Source organism: Aquimarina agarilytica ZC1 (assembly GCF_000255455.1).
Classification (GTDB): Bacteria; Bacteroidota; Bacteroidia; order Flavobacteriales; family Flavobacteriaceae; genus Aquimarina; species Aquimarina agarilytica.
This window is the reverse complement of the sequence record NZ_JH621264.1, coordinates 55,918-70,513: the sequence shown is the minus strand read 5'-3', so window position 1 is coordinate 70,513 and position 14,596 is coordinate 55,918. Positions and strand designations below refer to the sequence as shown.

10 protein-coding genes are annotated in these 14,596 nt (G+C 30.0%); 2 read left to right on the top strand and 8 right to left on the bottom strand.

The window, feature by feature from the left end:
* The first annotated feature begins 171 nt into the window (after positions 1-171).
* The gene (locus KQA_RS0211435) at positions 172-834 is read left to right on the top strand and encodes a hypothetical protein (RefSeq protein ID WP_010181244.1); all 663 of its coding nucleotides are present in this window, start codon (positions 172-174) and stop codon (positions 832-834) included.
* A 159-nt stretch (positions 835-993) separates the two neighbouring features.
* On the opposite strand, the gene KQA_RS0211430 is transcribed toward KQA_RS0211435, so the two are convergent.
* The 5 genes from KQA_RS0211430 to KQA_RS0211410 form a co-directional block, all read right to left on the bottom strand.
* Positions 994-1,839 (bottom strand): hypothetical protein, encoded by an 846-nt coding sequence (locus tag KQA_RS0211430; RefSeq protein WP_010181243.1) that lies wholly within the window; start codon positions 1,837-1,839, stop codon positions 994-996.
* Positions 1,826-3,766, bottom strand: coding sequence for an AbiJ-related protein (locus tag KQA_RS0211425; protein WP_010181242.1), 1,941 nt, complete (start codon positions 3,764-3,766; stop codon positions 1,826-1,828). The genes KQA_RS0211430 and KQA_RS0211425 overlap by 14 nt, the downstream gene beginning before the upstream one ends.
* Before the next feature lie 123 nt (positions 3,767-3,889).
* Positions 3,890-5,008 (bottom strand): PepSY-associated TM helix domain-containing protein, encoded by a 1,119-nt coding sequence (locus KQA_RS0211420; protein ID WP_010181241.1) that lies wholly within the window; start codon positions 5,006-5,008, stop codon positions 3,890-3,892.
* A gap of 84 nt (positions 5,009-5,092) precedes the next feature.
* On the bottom strand, positions 5,093-6,460 hold the full coding sequence (locus KQA_RS0211415) for a DUF4374 domain-containing protein (RefSeq protein WP_010181240.1): 1,368 nt from the start codon (positions 6,458-6,460) through the stop codon (positions 5,093-5,095).
* A gap of 11 nt (positions 6,461-6,471) precedes the next feature.
* Positions 6,472-8,799 (bottom strand): TonB-dependent receptor, encoded by a 2,328-nt coding sequence (locus tag KQA_RS0211410; RefSeq protein WP_232285894.1) that lies wholly within the window; start codon positions 8,797-8,799, stop codon positions 6,472-6,474.
* Between the two features lie 168 nt (positions 8,800-8,967).
* Here KQA_RS0211410 and KQA_RS0211405 point away from each other — a divergent pair, with 168 nt between their 5' ends.
* Positions 8,968-9,966 carry a helix-turn-helix domain-containing protein gene (locus tag KQA_RS0211405; RefSeq protein WP_010181238.1) on the top strand — a complete coding sequence of 333 codons (999 nt, stop codon included), beginning with the start codon at positions 8,968-8,970 and terminating at the stop codon, positions 9,964-9,966.
* Between the two features lie 262 nt (positions 9,967-10,228).
* On the opposite strand, the gene KQA_RS0211400 is transcribed toward KQA_RS0211405, so the two are convergent.
* Genes KQA_RS0211400 through KQA_RS0211390 form a run of 3 tightly spaced genes read right to left on the bottom strand, consistent with a single transcriptional unit; the run spans position 10,229 to position 14,587 of the window.
* A complete protein-coding gene (locus KQA_RS0211400) occupies positions 10,229-11,068 on the bottom strand; it encodes a crotonase/enoyl-CoA hydratase family protein (RefSeq protein WP_010181237.1) in 840 nt (279 codons plus the stop codon).
* Positions 11,065-12,183: a heparan-alpha-glucosaminide N-acetyltransferase domain-containing protein gene (locus KQA_RS0211395; protein ID WP_010181236.1), complete on the bottom strand. Its 1,119-nt coding sequence runs from the start codon at positions 12,181-12,183 to the stop codon at positions 11,065-11,067. The genes KQA_RS0211400 and KQA_RS0211395 overlap by 4 nt, the downstream gene beginning before the upstream one ends.
* A gap of 25 nt (positions 12,184-12,208) precedes the next feature.
* Entirely contained in the window at positions 12,209-14,587 is a 2,379-nt protein-coding gene (locus KQA_RS0211390; protein WP_010181234.1) for a GNAT family N-acetyltransferase, read from the bottom strand.
* Between the last annotated feature and the right edge of the window lie 9 nt (positions 14,588-14,596).

Below are 14,596 nucleotides of genomic sequence, written 5' to 3'. Positions count from 1 at the left end.
GAAATACGTGGCACGGTTTACTCCGAAATTACTGGCACAAATCGAAACGGAGTATCCAAATGAATTTATATTCTCTTTTGTTTTCAACAGTTGGTAAGCTATAATACATCTTCAGTAATAGAAAGTAGCAGAATAAATCTTAATTTACAGAGATATACTAATTTGCAAAAAATGAATAATAAATTTAGTTTATCTAGACTATCTGGAGTTTTTAATGAAGCTTTAATACGTAATGAACCAACTATAGCTTTTGAAATTCAAAATGGTAAAGGTCGATTTCTCTTTATGATGTTCTTCGGTGAAGAAGATAATGATTCAAAGGATCAGTTATTCCTTTTTATGAAAAACACCATGAGAATGATACAACTTAAAATGTATGGCAATCACAGTAAAGGGCAATTTGATATCTATGTTAATCATAGAATTGTAAATTGGATAAAAGAAGAATTAGGGATTTTAAATAGTAATTCTGGTAATCCTTTCGACTTAGCTTCCTTTTTCTCAGATATAAATTTTAATATACCCCAAAATCTACCCTTGACTAATAAAATAAATATACTCAGGGATAATTGGGAAAATATAAAAGAAAAAGTTCCTGAAAATATCATTGAAGAAAGCGATAAAAAATATTTAATAGGCCCCAAAGTTTTAAAACTACCGAGAAGACCGAGAGAAAGAACTTTAAGAAAATTATATTTATATTCAAATGAAACTCCTGAAAATGTCGAAAATTTAATCGCTTCTTTAAAAAGGTTAAATATCACATTGGCTTGGAGTAAGGATAAAAATTTTTCTTCTACATCTATTAATTCTATTTTCAAAAAAATATCGTAATCTTTAAAGACCTAAAATCAAATTCGGAATACTAAAAAATTAAAGAAAGCATAATTTCATAAATAAGATTGATTGAATAGTCCAGAATTAGTCATACAATTCGAAGTATTGATCACGGGTTTTTCTCATGATTATATAATTGAAAACATATTAAAACTATCAAAATATAGAATCTACATACTTTTCACAATCGATTAAGGCTAAACTTAAAATACTTTTCCAGTAATTAAAACCTAATTTTCTTCTATTCAAATTATGCTTAGCCTTAATAGAGTCAATTATATCTTGTTTAGGAGCTAAATGTCTATTAGATATTATTGTGTGCTCTAAATCTGAAATCACTTCATTAGAGCTTAATTTAAACCTACTCAAAAGACCTAATTTTAAATAATGGCTTTCTATTAAAGAGAATAAATCTTCTTGAATTCTATTAATATTTTCCAAATAAAACTCAAATTCTATTTCTCCTGAATTAAAAGTCAATTTCACAAATAGGTATTGAATATCTGGAATAGTATCACAATAAAGATTTAAAAATAGAGTGCCACTTTCATCACGCCAAAATCTATTTTTTTTACCATTACAAAATGAACAAGATGGGAATAGATTTTTAGGGTGAACTGAAAATTCACATATCTCTTCCTTTGGCACAAAATGATCTAACGTATTTACTTCATTTATGGAACAGTTCTGACAAGTGTTATTAATTATATTATTTTCATCCGTGGTTATTTCTACTTTTAATTTTTGAAAAGGCTTTGTTCCATATTTATAAAGCTTTAATAAATCTTGCTTATCCCTACCAGTATAACCAATTGGGTTGATTAATGCTAATTCTCGATTACTAAATTTATCATCATAATTATTAAATAGCCTTTTAATATTAGGTTTAAGTTTTTCTATACGTAATTTGTAATCAGGATCTGAAGAAGAATTTCTTTTTGAACTTAGCACATCATCAAAAAAATCATGAGGATTTATTAAAGAATGTTTAATATTTTTCATCAAATAGACTTTTTAAATAAATATCTGCGTTAATACTCAAAGGGATATCGTTATTTTTCAACTGTTTTTTAATATCTATATATTTTAAACCATCAGATACCATTTTCTTTAAAATTGTTTGATATTGCTTAGGAATACTTTTATTTCCAAAAACCTCTGAAGTAATTACAGATAAATTTTCACCAAAAGATTCTAATCCAATTTTTCTAATTGAAGAATAATCATTTTCTCTTTCAATGATAAAAACGTTCTTAGAAATAATTTCACGAATAATGAGGGGCGAATGAGTTGTTATAATACAATAAGATTGAAATTCTTCTACAAGTTGATAAATTGTATTTATTAATTGCGAAATAGCATTAGGATGAAGATGAGTTTCTGGCTCATCATAAAGTATTATAGAATCAAATCTGATATTAGCAATGATCTCTGTTATTATATATAAAATTATACTTTGTCCAGAGCTTAACTGTTTCCTAATTTTTGTAAATGAATCAATATCGAATTTGTAAATTTCTGGTTCAGGAAGAAAATTATCTTCTTTTTTAATGAATTGATTTATGATTTCTATTTCTAAAAAATTACTTAAAACATCAATCCATTGGCTTGTCCTACCTTTCTCATCTATCTTTTTTCTGGTATTATGAAATCTTAATAATAATGCCCTATCAGATAATTCTTCTTGTTTGTCATTTTTTAAGCCACAGTAATGATAATTAAAAGAAGCTGATTTAGAGGGTATTTCAAAACTATCAAAAGCACTATAAGATACTGCTATAACATTACTAAACAAAGGTGTTTTGGGTTTGAAAGAACTATCAATCTCATTACTAATGTCTAAGGGTAATGATGTGATAAGTTGAGTCTTTCCAGTACCATTTTTACCTATTATAGCAAAAACTCTATCAAATGAATATTTAGAGTTTTTAAAATCAAATTCTATTTCAATTGTGTTACTAGCAAATTTGGGGGAAAAATAATATGTAAAAGAATATAAATTAGAAAGATCATAGTTATAAACTTCATATTTCGCTTGTCGTAATAACCTTTCAGCTTCATTACTTCTAATTAAACACGAATTAAAATTATCTTTATTCTCAAATTTTTCCAGTTTTTCAATAAAAAAAGCAGAGTCATTTATAGCATATAAAATACTTTCGAATTTGTTTCCAAAATAATTACTAAGTTCTTTATAATAAAAAATACTTTGCCCTAAGGAACAAAAATTTATCCCAATATTATAAAATGGACTACCTAATTCATCTATAGTATATGGGTTATTTATGTGTACTATTCTTAACGATCCAAAATTAACTACTTCATCATTTTCATAATACAACAAACTAAAACTCCCCCAAACACCGTAATCATTCCATCTATCATTATAGTCTAACAAAAAATAAGGGGAATTTTCTGGTGTATTTATCTTTTTTTTGTGTTTTGAAACATAGAATGGAATTTTATTACCTAAAGAAGTGTCTAAGTGATTATTCTTATTTGACAGCTTACCTAATTCATATACTGGGATACCATCTTTATTATCAATAAAATTATAACTAAGATTTTCTTTTTCTAAATAAGGCTGAATTAAATAAACATAGTTCATTACTCCATCTTTAGTTAATCTTATATCGGGGTGAATTAGATTATTAAGAAAAAGTTCATACACAGAATCTTCTCCTAATAAATTTAATCTTTGAACAAATAGGTATTCATATTCCCAATCTTCATTATTGACTATATGTTGGTAGATATCATCATAAGCATTAGTAAAACGGATATCGGTCGAAGGCATAGATTTTAAATCCCAAATGGATTCTAAAAAAAACATAATGCTATCATCATAATAAAAGTCACTATTAAAGGGTTTTTCTTGCTTTAAAACCAGTTGTAAAATCTGGTTTTTTATTTGAATGCTTAGTTTCATTTTAAACCTAATCTTTTTGTAGTGAGTCTTTAAAAAAAATATTTTCTCTAATATAATATTCTTCTAAAAACCTTACAATTTCAATATGACTTGCAAGTAGTGGGTGGTTCAAAGTTTGTTATCTTATTTAAACTTCCTGCCATACCAAAGCAAAATTCCACTCATAGGTAAGGAAGCACATATTAAGCTTGTAAAAAAGGCTATAAACTTTCCTAAAATACCACCTATAGAACCTATGTGTATGTCATAATTCATACGTATAACTTTATCTGCAAAATCTGCATTTTCGTATTTGCCATAAATACTATTAGTTTCAATTTCTTCTAATGTATTTTGATCGAAAAATAGATAGTCCATATTGTAATATAAGCCTTCAGAATTACTCATTTCTACCAATATTGAAGTACTATCATTAGCTGGATAATGGAGCTCAAAAGTTTTGGCTTCTTTATGTTTTTTATATAATTGAGGTATCAGCTGATCATAAGTATTTTGATTATTTGCTGTAACTATGTTTTTACTGTTTGGAGTTACAAAACGAGGATCTTTATTCCCTCCCGTAGCTTTATAGGCTATAAAGTAAAACCAGTTAAAAGCCATTACACAGCCTGTAAAAGCAAAAATTAATGAAAAAGAAGAAACATAAAAACCAACAATGGTGTGTAAATCAAAATTCTTTCGTTTCCAACGGGTGGTTTCTTTCCATTGAAATTTAAAACGTTGCGCTCTATTTTTTTTCTTTTTGGGCCACCATAGAAAAAGACCTGTAATTAATATTGTAAAAAATAGTAATATCGAATAAGACACTACTCTGGATCCAATTGCTTCTGGTAACCATAATCTCATATGCCCCTTCAATACAAAAGCAAAAAAACCAGAATCGTGATCTATACGTTTCAGAACTTCACCTGTATAAGGGTTTAAAAATAAACTTTGATAAAAAAGCTTAGGGGTGGCTTCATAAAAAATTACTTCTAAGGCTTCATTTTTAGCACCATAAACCACTCCATGGATTTCTTTATTTGGAATCTCTTTTTCGGCAATAGCCTTAATTGTAGATGCTGATAAAAAATTCACTTCTCTAGAAGTCACATTTTTATATGTGTCACTAAAACCTTCGATTTCTTCTTTAAAAACCCAAAGGCAGCCTGTAATAGCTACTATAAAAAGAACTACACCTGTTACTAATCCTAGAACTTTATGGATTTTTAGAATGGTTTTACGGAGGTTCTTTTTTTTCATAGTAAGAATTAAAAATAGAAGCAAGTACCATTAAAAAGGCACTTGCTAAAATTATTGATTGATCTAAGTCTATGTTTAGGTGTTCTAATTTTGATTATCAATTTTAAAGATTCCTTTAACATACAATCCATTAATCTTTGCACCTTTTGTAGCTGTTGCTGTTGCTGGATCAATAATGTATATGTGCGCTTCTCCATCTGCAACTGTAGTGGCTCCAATACCAATAGGATTACCAACACGTGCGCTTAAATAAGCTTTACCATCTTCTACAAAAAGAGGTGCTGTATACCTATTTGCGTGTGCCGAAATACCTTGAACATCAGTAACTGTTTTGTTATTAAAATCGATTATTGCTAATTTGAAAAAAGGACCTTGCTCAGCAAAAAACGCCCATTCAGGTAAACTATCGTCTTTAATAATTCTTGCTAATGCTTTCCCATTACCTATGTAATCCATCCAAAATATTTTTCCTCCGTTAGGTGCATTTTCAACATCAAAAAAGTAATCTTTATCAAAGTCTGTACTTCCATTCTTTATCCTTATAATTCCAGATGGTTTAGTTCCGTCTGCTTTAGCTCCTTTTGAAGATGCTGCATAAGCATAAATATCTCCTGTCTCTGTTTTTTCTATTCCTGTACTGTGACCATTTATACCTAGTACACTTAATCGGTCATCTTCAATTAATTTATCAAGTTTGAAACTAGGGTAATCAAATACAGCTATATAAGCCTTATCTGGAGCAGCCTGATTGTATTTATTATCTGGAAATAATTTATGATAAGAAACAAACAGTTTTCCATTTCTTAAAACCATTCCAGTTACCCATGGTAAATAAGGAGGATTTTCTAAAGTTCCATCTCCTAAATTACTATCGATAGGATGTTCAACTGTTTTCTGTAGCTTACCTGTCTTAGCATTTACGATATAAAAAGTACGATCTGGAACAGATGTAAACATAGTTCCGGCTTCATTTGTAGGAGCAACACCACTTAATTCAACCCCTATTAAGGTTTCATCATCTACAGCTGAAAAATTATCAAGAGTAGCTTGGTAGGTAAAACTAGAAACCTCTTCTAACTCACCATTATTGTCAAGTTGAAAAGCTATTGCCTTTTTATCTTCAGAATAACCTGGAGAGAAAACAGTATTCCCTGCTTGGTGAAAAAACCTCCAAGCTTTTAATGGAGTACCTTTTCCTTCTATTGATATTTCTCCTTTGGTAAGAGATTCTATATTGGGCAAACTTAATATATAGTCTACTGAATTAGAACCTCCTATTGGTAAGGCAGAAAAACCTAAAACATACTTAGAAATTTTATTTCCTGCTATAGGTGGTGTTTCTGGTGGATTACCATCATTTATAATTTCACTTTTTTCGTCTTCACAAGCTATAAATGCTACAAGCAATAATGAAAACAACATTGCTTTTTTTGTTAATTCTATAATTTTCATGGTATTAATTTTTAATTGTGTACTTGTTGATTTTGAAAAAGGTTATGTCTGAATTTTATAAAGAAAGCCCTACCTGGTTTTTGTATTGTAAAATTGTCGTAAAGTCTTCCGTTTGTGAGATTACTTATTAGAAATGATATATTGTACCGACCATCTTTTAAACTGTATGAAACATTCAAATTATGTGAAAGCTGTCGAGGTATAAATAATCGTTCTTCTGAATTACCATCTGTAAAAGACTGAAAAGGAAACTTTTCTACATAAAAACTATTTAAATTTATATTGAGAATATCTGAACTCTGAAATAGCTTTTTGAAATTATATGCTAAACTAAAATTCCCAAAAGCAAACGGAATATTGGGAATCCTTTGATCTATGTTTTTATCTTCTATATATTGATAGGTTACATTTCCACTAACAGATAATTTATTAAATATTCTAATTAATATTTCTGTTTCAAAACCTGTATTTAAAACTTTTGATAAATTGATGTATTGAGCTACATTTCCTCTGGAAGACAGGAATAATAAATTATTTGTATCTCTTCTAAAAAAATTAGTATCTAAATTTATCTTAATAAGCCTATTTGAATAATTAAATAATAGCCCCGCATTTGTGTTTTTACTTTCTTCTGGTAATAAATTTGGATTAGCAATTAAGTTATTACCATCTCCAAAAAACTCATACCCTTCTGGCACTCTAAGCGTATTTTCATGTGATAGTTTTACTTGAAGTCCTTTGGTAATTTTATAGGAAGAAGCAAATCCATAACCAAAATCTTTGTATCGATTTTTAACAATTGAAAATCGAGTATCAATATTATCATTAAATATATCTTCGTCTACACTTTTAGTATTAATAAAAAAACTTTTGCCAAAAGCTGTTAGCTGTAGATTTTGGTTGAAAAGATTAAATGTATGAGAAGCTCCTATAATATGTTTGTTAATTTTATGTGGAGTTTTAAAGGGTGTTGTAAAAGCATTTAGTGGATCATTACCGCTTCTTTCTAAATAGTTATAAGTATAGTTAATACTTGAAGTATTATTCTTATCCAATTTATAGGTAGAAGATGTATTTATTAGTCTTCGACTATCATCTAAACTTAAAATACTTTTAGAACCACCTCTTTCTCCTCTTGTCTTATCGTTTCTTATGATAAACTCACCAAACCAATTGTATTGCCTAGATGATGTATCAATATTTACAGCTTTTATACTTGCAAGTTCTCCGTATGCTTTTATTTTTAATTTTCCATTTAATAATGAATCCTTAAGGAAATTAATTGATGCTCTGAATACCTCTTCGTTTCGTTCCACTTCACCAAAAGGGATTTCAGGATCCTGAGAATGCTGAATCTCATTTTCATTAGCTGCAGCTGTAATCCCCACAAGAATTTTATCGGCAAACTTTTTATTAATAAATCCTACTCTAGCCTGTATCATTTGCGATTCATAGGCGTCATGAAAACGTTTCGCTGTTTTTTTTCTCAATCCCGTATCGTTGCCTAACTCATCACGAATAGCAAAACCTTCTTTTCCGAATTCATTTCCATTTATGGTATAATCATTATCTGAATAATTAAAAAATGATGAAAGCTGGAATGCAAATCCTTTATCGGTATAATAATGCCCATTTAATGTGGCGCGATGTGTGTTAAAAGAGCCTATATCGTAAGAAACGTCCAGAAAGTTTTTTTGATCTTGATTGGTAATAATATTAATGGCTCCTCCTAAAGCGTCAGCACCTAAAAACAAAGGAACTACACCTTTGTAAACTTCAACACGATCTATTAAAGTGGCAGGGAAATTATTGAAACTTAAAGCAGTACCAAGATTGTCCTGTGGAATGCCATCTACAAAAAATTTCACCTGATTTCCTGAAAATCCATTAAGCGAAAAATTAAATTCAGAACCAAGCCCTCCGCTTTGTCTAATGTTAATCCCTGGTATCTTTGCTAATACGCTATTAATATCTACACTTACGTTTTTAAGTTGTTTTATTTCTACAGCTTCTACTTCAAAAGCTTGTTCTTTAATAAGATCTACTTTTGTTTTTCCATCAATCACAACTTCATCTAAAGCAGTAATATCTTGTTGTAAAACGATTTTCAAAAAATTATTAGAAGAGGTAACTTGAAAAACTACATTTTTACTTTTATAGCCGATAGCTTTAATTTGAAAGGTGTATTTCTTTAATTCTAAATTTTGAAAATTAAACTTTCCGTCAAAATCACTAACTGCATAGTTGTTTTGTTGCTCTAAAACCTGAATTGTAGCACTTGCAATAGGTTGAGATTTTTGATCTAAAATCTGCCCCTTTAATACTGTTTGACAAAACAAAAACAGAGGACTTAATAAAATAGTTATAAATATTAACCCTTTGTTAATTTTCTTGTTGTTAAGGCACAATTTTTTAAAAATCATTCGCTTTAAATAAAGTATTATTTATATTTGATCTAAATAAATACAGGTACAAAATTAAGCCCTATAAAAGGATAAAAATGACGTATGCAGGATAAAAAAAGACGTAATAATTACAATGCTACACTCTTAAAATCTGAAAGAGATTGTAGGGGTTTTTGGTCCTCTTTACTGTTCGAAATTAGCGCTACATCCACTTGTGGTATTACTCATAAAAAGTATCGGTTTAAAGAAGCTTACGGTAAAGGGTATTTTGAGTTTTATACGTTTGACGGATTGTATTTAAGTGTTACTGATGTAAATCTTGTAAAAGACATCAATGTATTAGGACATAGAGCATACAATACACTTGAATTATCTTTTTTATTAGAAGGAGAGCAAATAATTACCCTTGATAATAATTTTGAAGATTTAATTTACGAAAGTGAAGAGTGTTACTTATTATACATTTCTGAAAATTCAGGGGCAATTTCCTATCATAAGAATAAACCTTTTAGAGAAGTTAAAATTCGAATGGATGACAATTTTATTAGTAAGTATAATTTAAATGGAGCATATGATCTCAAAGAAAAATTCACACTAAGTAAGATAAAAAACTTTTCAACAACAATATGCTCCAAAAAACAAAGCATACTGTCTGAAATTTTAACTGATACTAAGGAAGGCCTGTTAAAAAGACTATTCTTAGAATCAAAAGTTTTAGAGCTACTCACTTTACAACTTGACACTACCGAACGATCTTTAATTAAAAATATAAATAGAAACACGATTAAAAAGATGTATGAAATTCAGAAAATCATTCTTTCTGACCTTTCTACTCAACTCTCTATACAAGAATTGTCTCGCAAAGTGGGTTTAAATGATTTTGTAATAAAAAAAGAGTTTAAGCGTATTTTTGATCAAACGATTTTTGAATATGCTTCAGATCAACGTATACTTCTTGCCAAAAAATTATTAAAACATAGCAAAAAACCCATTTACGAAATTTCAGAAACTGTAGGGTATAAAAATGCAACTCATTTCTCCGCTTTCTTTAAAAAAACAACAGGGAAAACTCCTAAAAAATATAGGGATGCCTTGTTATAGAAAATTTCAAAGTTTTCTCTTGTTTTACTTTTATTGCTTGCGGCAGAAAAAAATCACATATCTTAATTACGCTTTCCTAGTAAACTACCTCGGAGCAAGCCCACGAGGCATTCGTTTGAAACAAGCTTTCAATTTCGAGGCAAGCCTAGAGGTATTATACCCTTTGGCGGTGCCGATAAAATTCCTAAAATTTATACAAAAGAAATATTTTGTTGTAGTTGGTTTGTTAATATGAACATGAAATGTCTGATTAACCTTAAGTTTAATGTATAGTCATTGCCTTAGATTTTCTTAATTGCGTATTGCCGAGTATTTCCATTCTTCGCAAGTCAAACTTTTTTACTTTAAAACAAGCTTCCACCCAGATATCAGTAATTTCAAGAAGTTCTTTTTTATGTAACGGGAATATTTTCTTTGTACATAAAGCATGATGATATTCAAAATTAAAATGTTCATTTAATCTTGATACGAAATTGAATGCTGCTAGCTCTCCTTCTTCTTCTTTTTTAGAAAAGACAGTATTTATAAGCCCTAAAGATTTTAAATAATTGACTTCAAAAATACGTCCACTTTTTAAAATTTCTGATGCATCACCAGTACTTAGTTTTCTGTATAATAAACTATAAGCACCCATACCTGGGAAAAGATTAAATTTATTTTCAGGTAAACCAAATTGCGCATCATCCACAGCTAGGATATAATCATGAGCTAAAGCACATTCAAAACCACCTCCGTAAGCTTTCCCTTCGACCAAAGCAATGGTTAACACAGGAAGATCGAAAGAAGTGTAAATATTATAAATAGCATCAACACATAAATGCGCATATTGTCTTAGGTTTTCAATATTCCCTGATTGAATATTCTCAAGAAAAAAAGGCAGATCTCCACCCATATTATAAATACCTTGATGTTCGGAGCCTGAAATGACAAATTTTAAAGGACGGTCAGGATGAGAAAAGTATTCTTTTACCCACGAACAAAATTCTTGAAACTCTCCGAGTCCGTTTAAACAGAAATTAGGCATTCCAGTATTTTTTATTTTCCAAAATAGCGTTTGCTCTTTAGGAAAATATTCCAGATTAATACAATGAAACTGTCTCATCCTCGTAGTGTTTTTAAGACTAATTCTTCTTTTTCTCCTTCAGATAGAACTTTCTTTTTTGGAAAAAATAGCTTATCCAAAATGAATTTCTGAACAAGAAGCGTTACCCCAATTGTAAGTGGCAGTAGTGCTAAAATTCCCATCACTCCATATTGCTGATATCCAAAAATGCTCATTCCCCAACAAATAAAGGTCCATTGAATTATGTAAATAGTAGTTACCCGCTTGCTACAATAGAAGAAAAATTCGAATACCTTATTGTAGCTTATTTTAGTCACCACAATATTTGCTATCCAAAGTAACACAAGGTTAAAACCTGCCAAGTAAATAGTCCCTCCAGGCCCTAAGTGAAAATAATCTCCAAAATGATATTCAAAATTATACACACACAAACTTCCTCCAACAATCATAAGTAGTACACCTGTTATTCCCATTCGCTTAAACATATACTTAATACTTGTGTTTTTTTCTTTATACCATAATCCAAAAAACATCCCAATAAGTATAAAAGAAAACCATGGAAAAACGGCGAAATAAACCGTCCATTCTGCTCCCCATAATAAATCAAAGATGTAGTCAATTCCTGTAATACCAGGACGGTAACCGTGTACTATTTTTGTGGTAAGCACAATTACCAGAGCTATAGCTAAAGGCACATATTTATTTTTAGAAAATCGATTAATTACTCCCATAAACAGTAACGATACTCCTGCTAACTGTAAAATATCACCTGTTCGAAGCATATACATCATATTACTAAACGTAGCCGGAGCTTTCCAACCATAAGCCTCAATAAAGTTATCGGGTACCATCCCTATAGCTGTGGGGATTACAAATTTTAGAAAATTCATAAAATATCCCATTGCTAAAATATACCCTGCTCTTTTTATAGAAAGTATAATGCTTTGGTTTCTTGATAAGGTAAATGATACTCCCATAGCAATTAAAAACATAGGGGTTCCCTTTCCTATAAAATGAATGACTTCTCCCAACCAAGTGTTTGATTGTGTGGGCACATTGGCATACATCCAAAGGGTATGAACGATAATTACCATTAGTACACTAATGCCTCTTGCAAGATCAATAGCAAGAATTCTATTTTGTTTGTTTTCCATGATATTTAATTTTTAAACCCTTTACCTAGTTATGTTGTAGTTGAGGTTTTGGTATACGAAATTTTGTTAAAGGATTTTTTAAGGTTCCGTGAAGTTCTAGACTTTCTATAGGATCTGCTAAATCCAGCATTTGTTTGGTGTTTTTGAGTTGCAATCTATTTAAGCAACAGCGATCGAATTCTGATGCAAACAAATCGTATTGTTCATATTTAGATTGAAATTCGGGATGTGCTTCTTGATAGTTTTTAACACAAATAGCTACTTGATTCCAAAATTCATCTTCTGTACACGAAGTATGTTTGTGAAGTATTGCTGATAAAAACCTAAAGAAGGAATCAAATACATCGGTAAAAATAGAAAGCACTTTCATTTTATCTGAAGTTTTTGTGAATAAACGATCTACATGTTTTGGAAGCACCATATCTTCATTAAATACAATAACTTCTTCTGTAATATCTTTCATTAAAACTTTGACAGGAATATGATTTTCCATGACCATAATTAGGTTTTCGCCATGAGGCATAAATACAAGTTCGTACTTATAAAAGCAGTGTACTAATGGAGCTAGATAACAATCCAAATATTTACTAATCCAAGCACTAATAGTTAACTGGGACTTATTAATTAAATGTGAGATCAAAGCACTGCCTTTAGTATCTACATGAAGGAAAGACGCCATTGCCATTAATTGCTGATTGGATTCAATTTTACTATGAGGACTTTCTCTCCACAATGCCGAAAGCATTTTATTATGTGCACTTGATTTTCCTAAAGCCTCAAAAGTTAAGTTTCGATAACCCACTGTGGCGACTTCTCCTAGCATGGTAAATTTCTTTTCTAATAAATATGCATCATTTTCAAATAGGCTCGTAATCCATTTAGTAATGGGAGGTGTACTTTGCATATAATAAGGAGACAACCCCCTCATAAAGCCCATATTTAATATAGAAAGCGCCGTTTTAGTATATAGTTTTTTAGGATTTGAAATATTATATAACGTTCTTATAGACTGTTGTGCAGAAAATAAATCATTACTTTTTCCTAGATAAACTAAATCAGAATTAGCAATATCAGTTGCAAAAATGTGAATTAGTTTATTATTCCATTGCCAAGGATGTACAGGAATAAAAATATAGGATTCAATATCTAAATCTAATGATTCAAGTCTATTATTAAATTTGGCAATTATTTTAGCACCAAGCTCATTATGCATTAATGTATTGTATGTATAACCTTCTATCGCACTAAAAGTAGTTCGGTCTTTTTTGCCTGCCAGCCAAATAATCTGAAATGATTGATCGGCTTCTGGGGCATATTTACCGTATTCATCTATATTAAAACCAATACGGCCGTTATTTGCTACAAAGCACGGATGTCCTTCTGTTAAGGCATGTTCAATTTCTTGGAAGTCTTGATTTACTAATTCTTCAGATGTATATTTTTGGTGTTTATATTTATAACATGCACTAGAAAGTGTACTTGAAATTTCTTCTAAATAAGTTGGTAACATAGTTGTGGGAATACCTAAAACCTCTTTAAATTCAAGAATGAATTCTATAGCATTAACAGGAATAGAAATTTCGTTTTTTTCTTTTCGCAATGTTTTTTCATCTACCTCCCAATGATCTAAATATAGTCTTTCAGCTTCAAAAAAATAGGTAATATCGGTATTCTCAACATCTAATTTGTAGGTGTTTTTTTTAGTAGTAGAGCTAATTAACTTTGGTTGTAAGAGTAGCTCATGTGAAAATTCGCTAATTGCCTTTTTCACCAAGCTTTTATTCACTTTGTTCCAAATTTTAGCTTTCAGATGATTTACTTTGGGCATCTCCGCTTCTTCATTATTTGAAACTTGAATAAGCGCATTCCTATAACTATTGCGATCACAAAATGCTAATGCTGCTTTTTTATGAGGTAATTGAATTTCTGAATGATACTTAAACCCTGCTTTTTTATTAAGCACATGAATTTTATCATTATTTACATCAGGCTCAACTACTATTCTTTTAATAGCAATATCACTAAAAAAGTACTCTAAAATGGTTGTGAAAATATACCACGTAAAATGGGGTATTTTCCGTTTAAGTGGGGCCACTAAAACATGCATACCATAATCTCCTTCTCTACAATCATAGTACTTAGCTATTTCATCTTCGGAAGCTTTATATTTTTCCATTAAGAAAATAGGGCGATTTTTATACATGCCTATAAATGCTTTATGATCGTTTGATTGTCTTAATGCTTCGTATTCTTTGCATACTTCTTCAATAGTACTTTTTTGCATTCCCCAATATTGAGCATAAGGCAATGTTACCCAACTATGAAGTAATAAAGCATCCTTTTTCAGATCCAGTTCTCGTAACTGAATTTCTCCAAAACCATCAATAATTTTCGAATAAACCATTACGAGATA

Excerpts from the sequence above, each read along its gene's own strand:
- KQA_RS0211435 (WP_010181244.1), top strand. The coding sequence starts at position 172 with ATGAATAATAAATTTAGTTTATCTAGACTATCTGGAGTTTTTAATGAA.
- KQA_RS0211430 (WP_010181243.1), bottom strand. The coding sequence starts at position 1,839 with ATGAAAAATATTAAACATTCTTTAATAAATCCTCATGATTTTTTTGAT.
- KQA_RS0211425 (WP_010181242.1), bottom strand. The coding sequence starts at position 3,766 with ATGAAACTAAGCATTCAAATAAAAAACCAGATTTTACAACTGGTTTTA.
- KQA_RS0211420 (WP_010181241.1), bottom strand. The coding sequence starts at position 5,008 with ATGAAAAAAAAGAACCTCCGTAAAACCATTCTAAAAATCCATAAAGTT.
- KQA_RS0211415 (WP_010181240.1), bottom strand. The coding sequence starts at position 6,460 with ATGAAAATTATAGAATTAACAAAAAAAGCAATGTTGTTTTCATTATTG.
- KQA_RS0211405 (WP_010181238.1), top strand. The coding sequence starts at position 8,968 with ATGCAGGATAAAAAAAGACGTAATAATTACAATGCTACACTCTTAAAA.
- KQA_RS0211400 (WP_010181237.1), bottom strand. The coding sequence starts at position 11,068 with ATGAGACAGTTTCATTGTATTAATCTGGAATATTTTCCTAAAGAGCAA.
- KQA_RS0211395 (WP_010181236.1), bottom strand. The coding sequence starts at position 12,183 with ATGGAAAACAAACAAAATAGAATTCTTGCTATTGATCTTGCAAGAGGC.
- KQA_RS0211390 (WP_010181234.1), bottom strand. The coding sequence starts at position 14,587 with ATGGTTTATTCGAAAATTATTGATGGTTTTGGAGAAATTCAGTTACGA.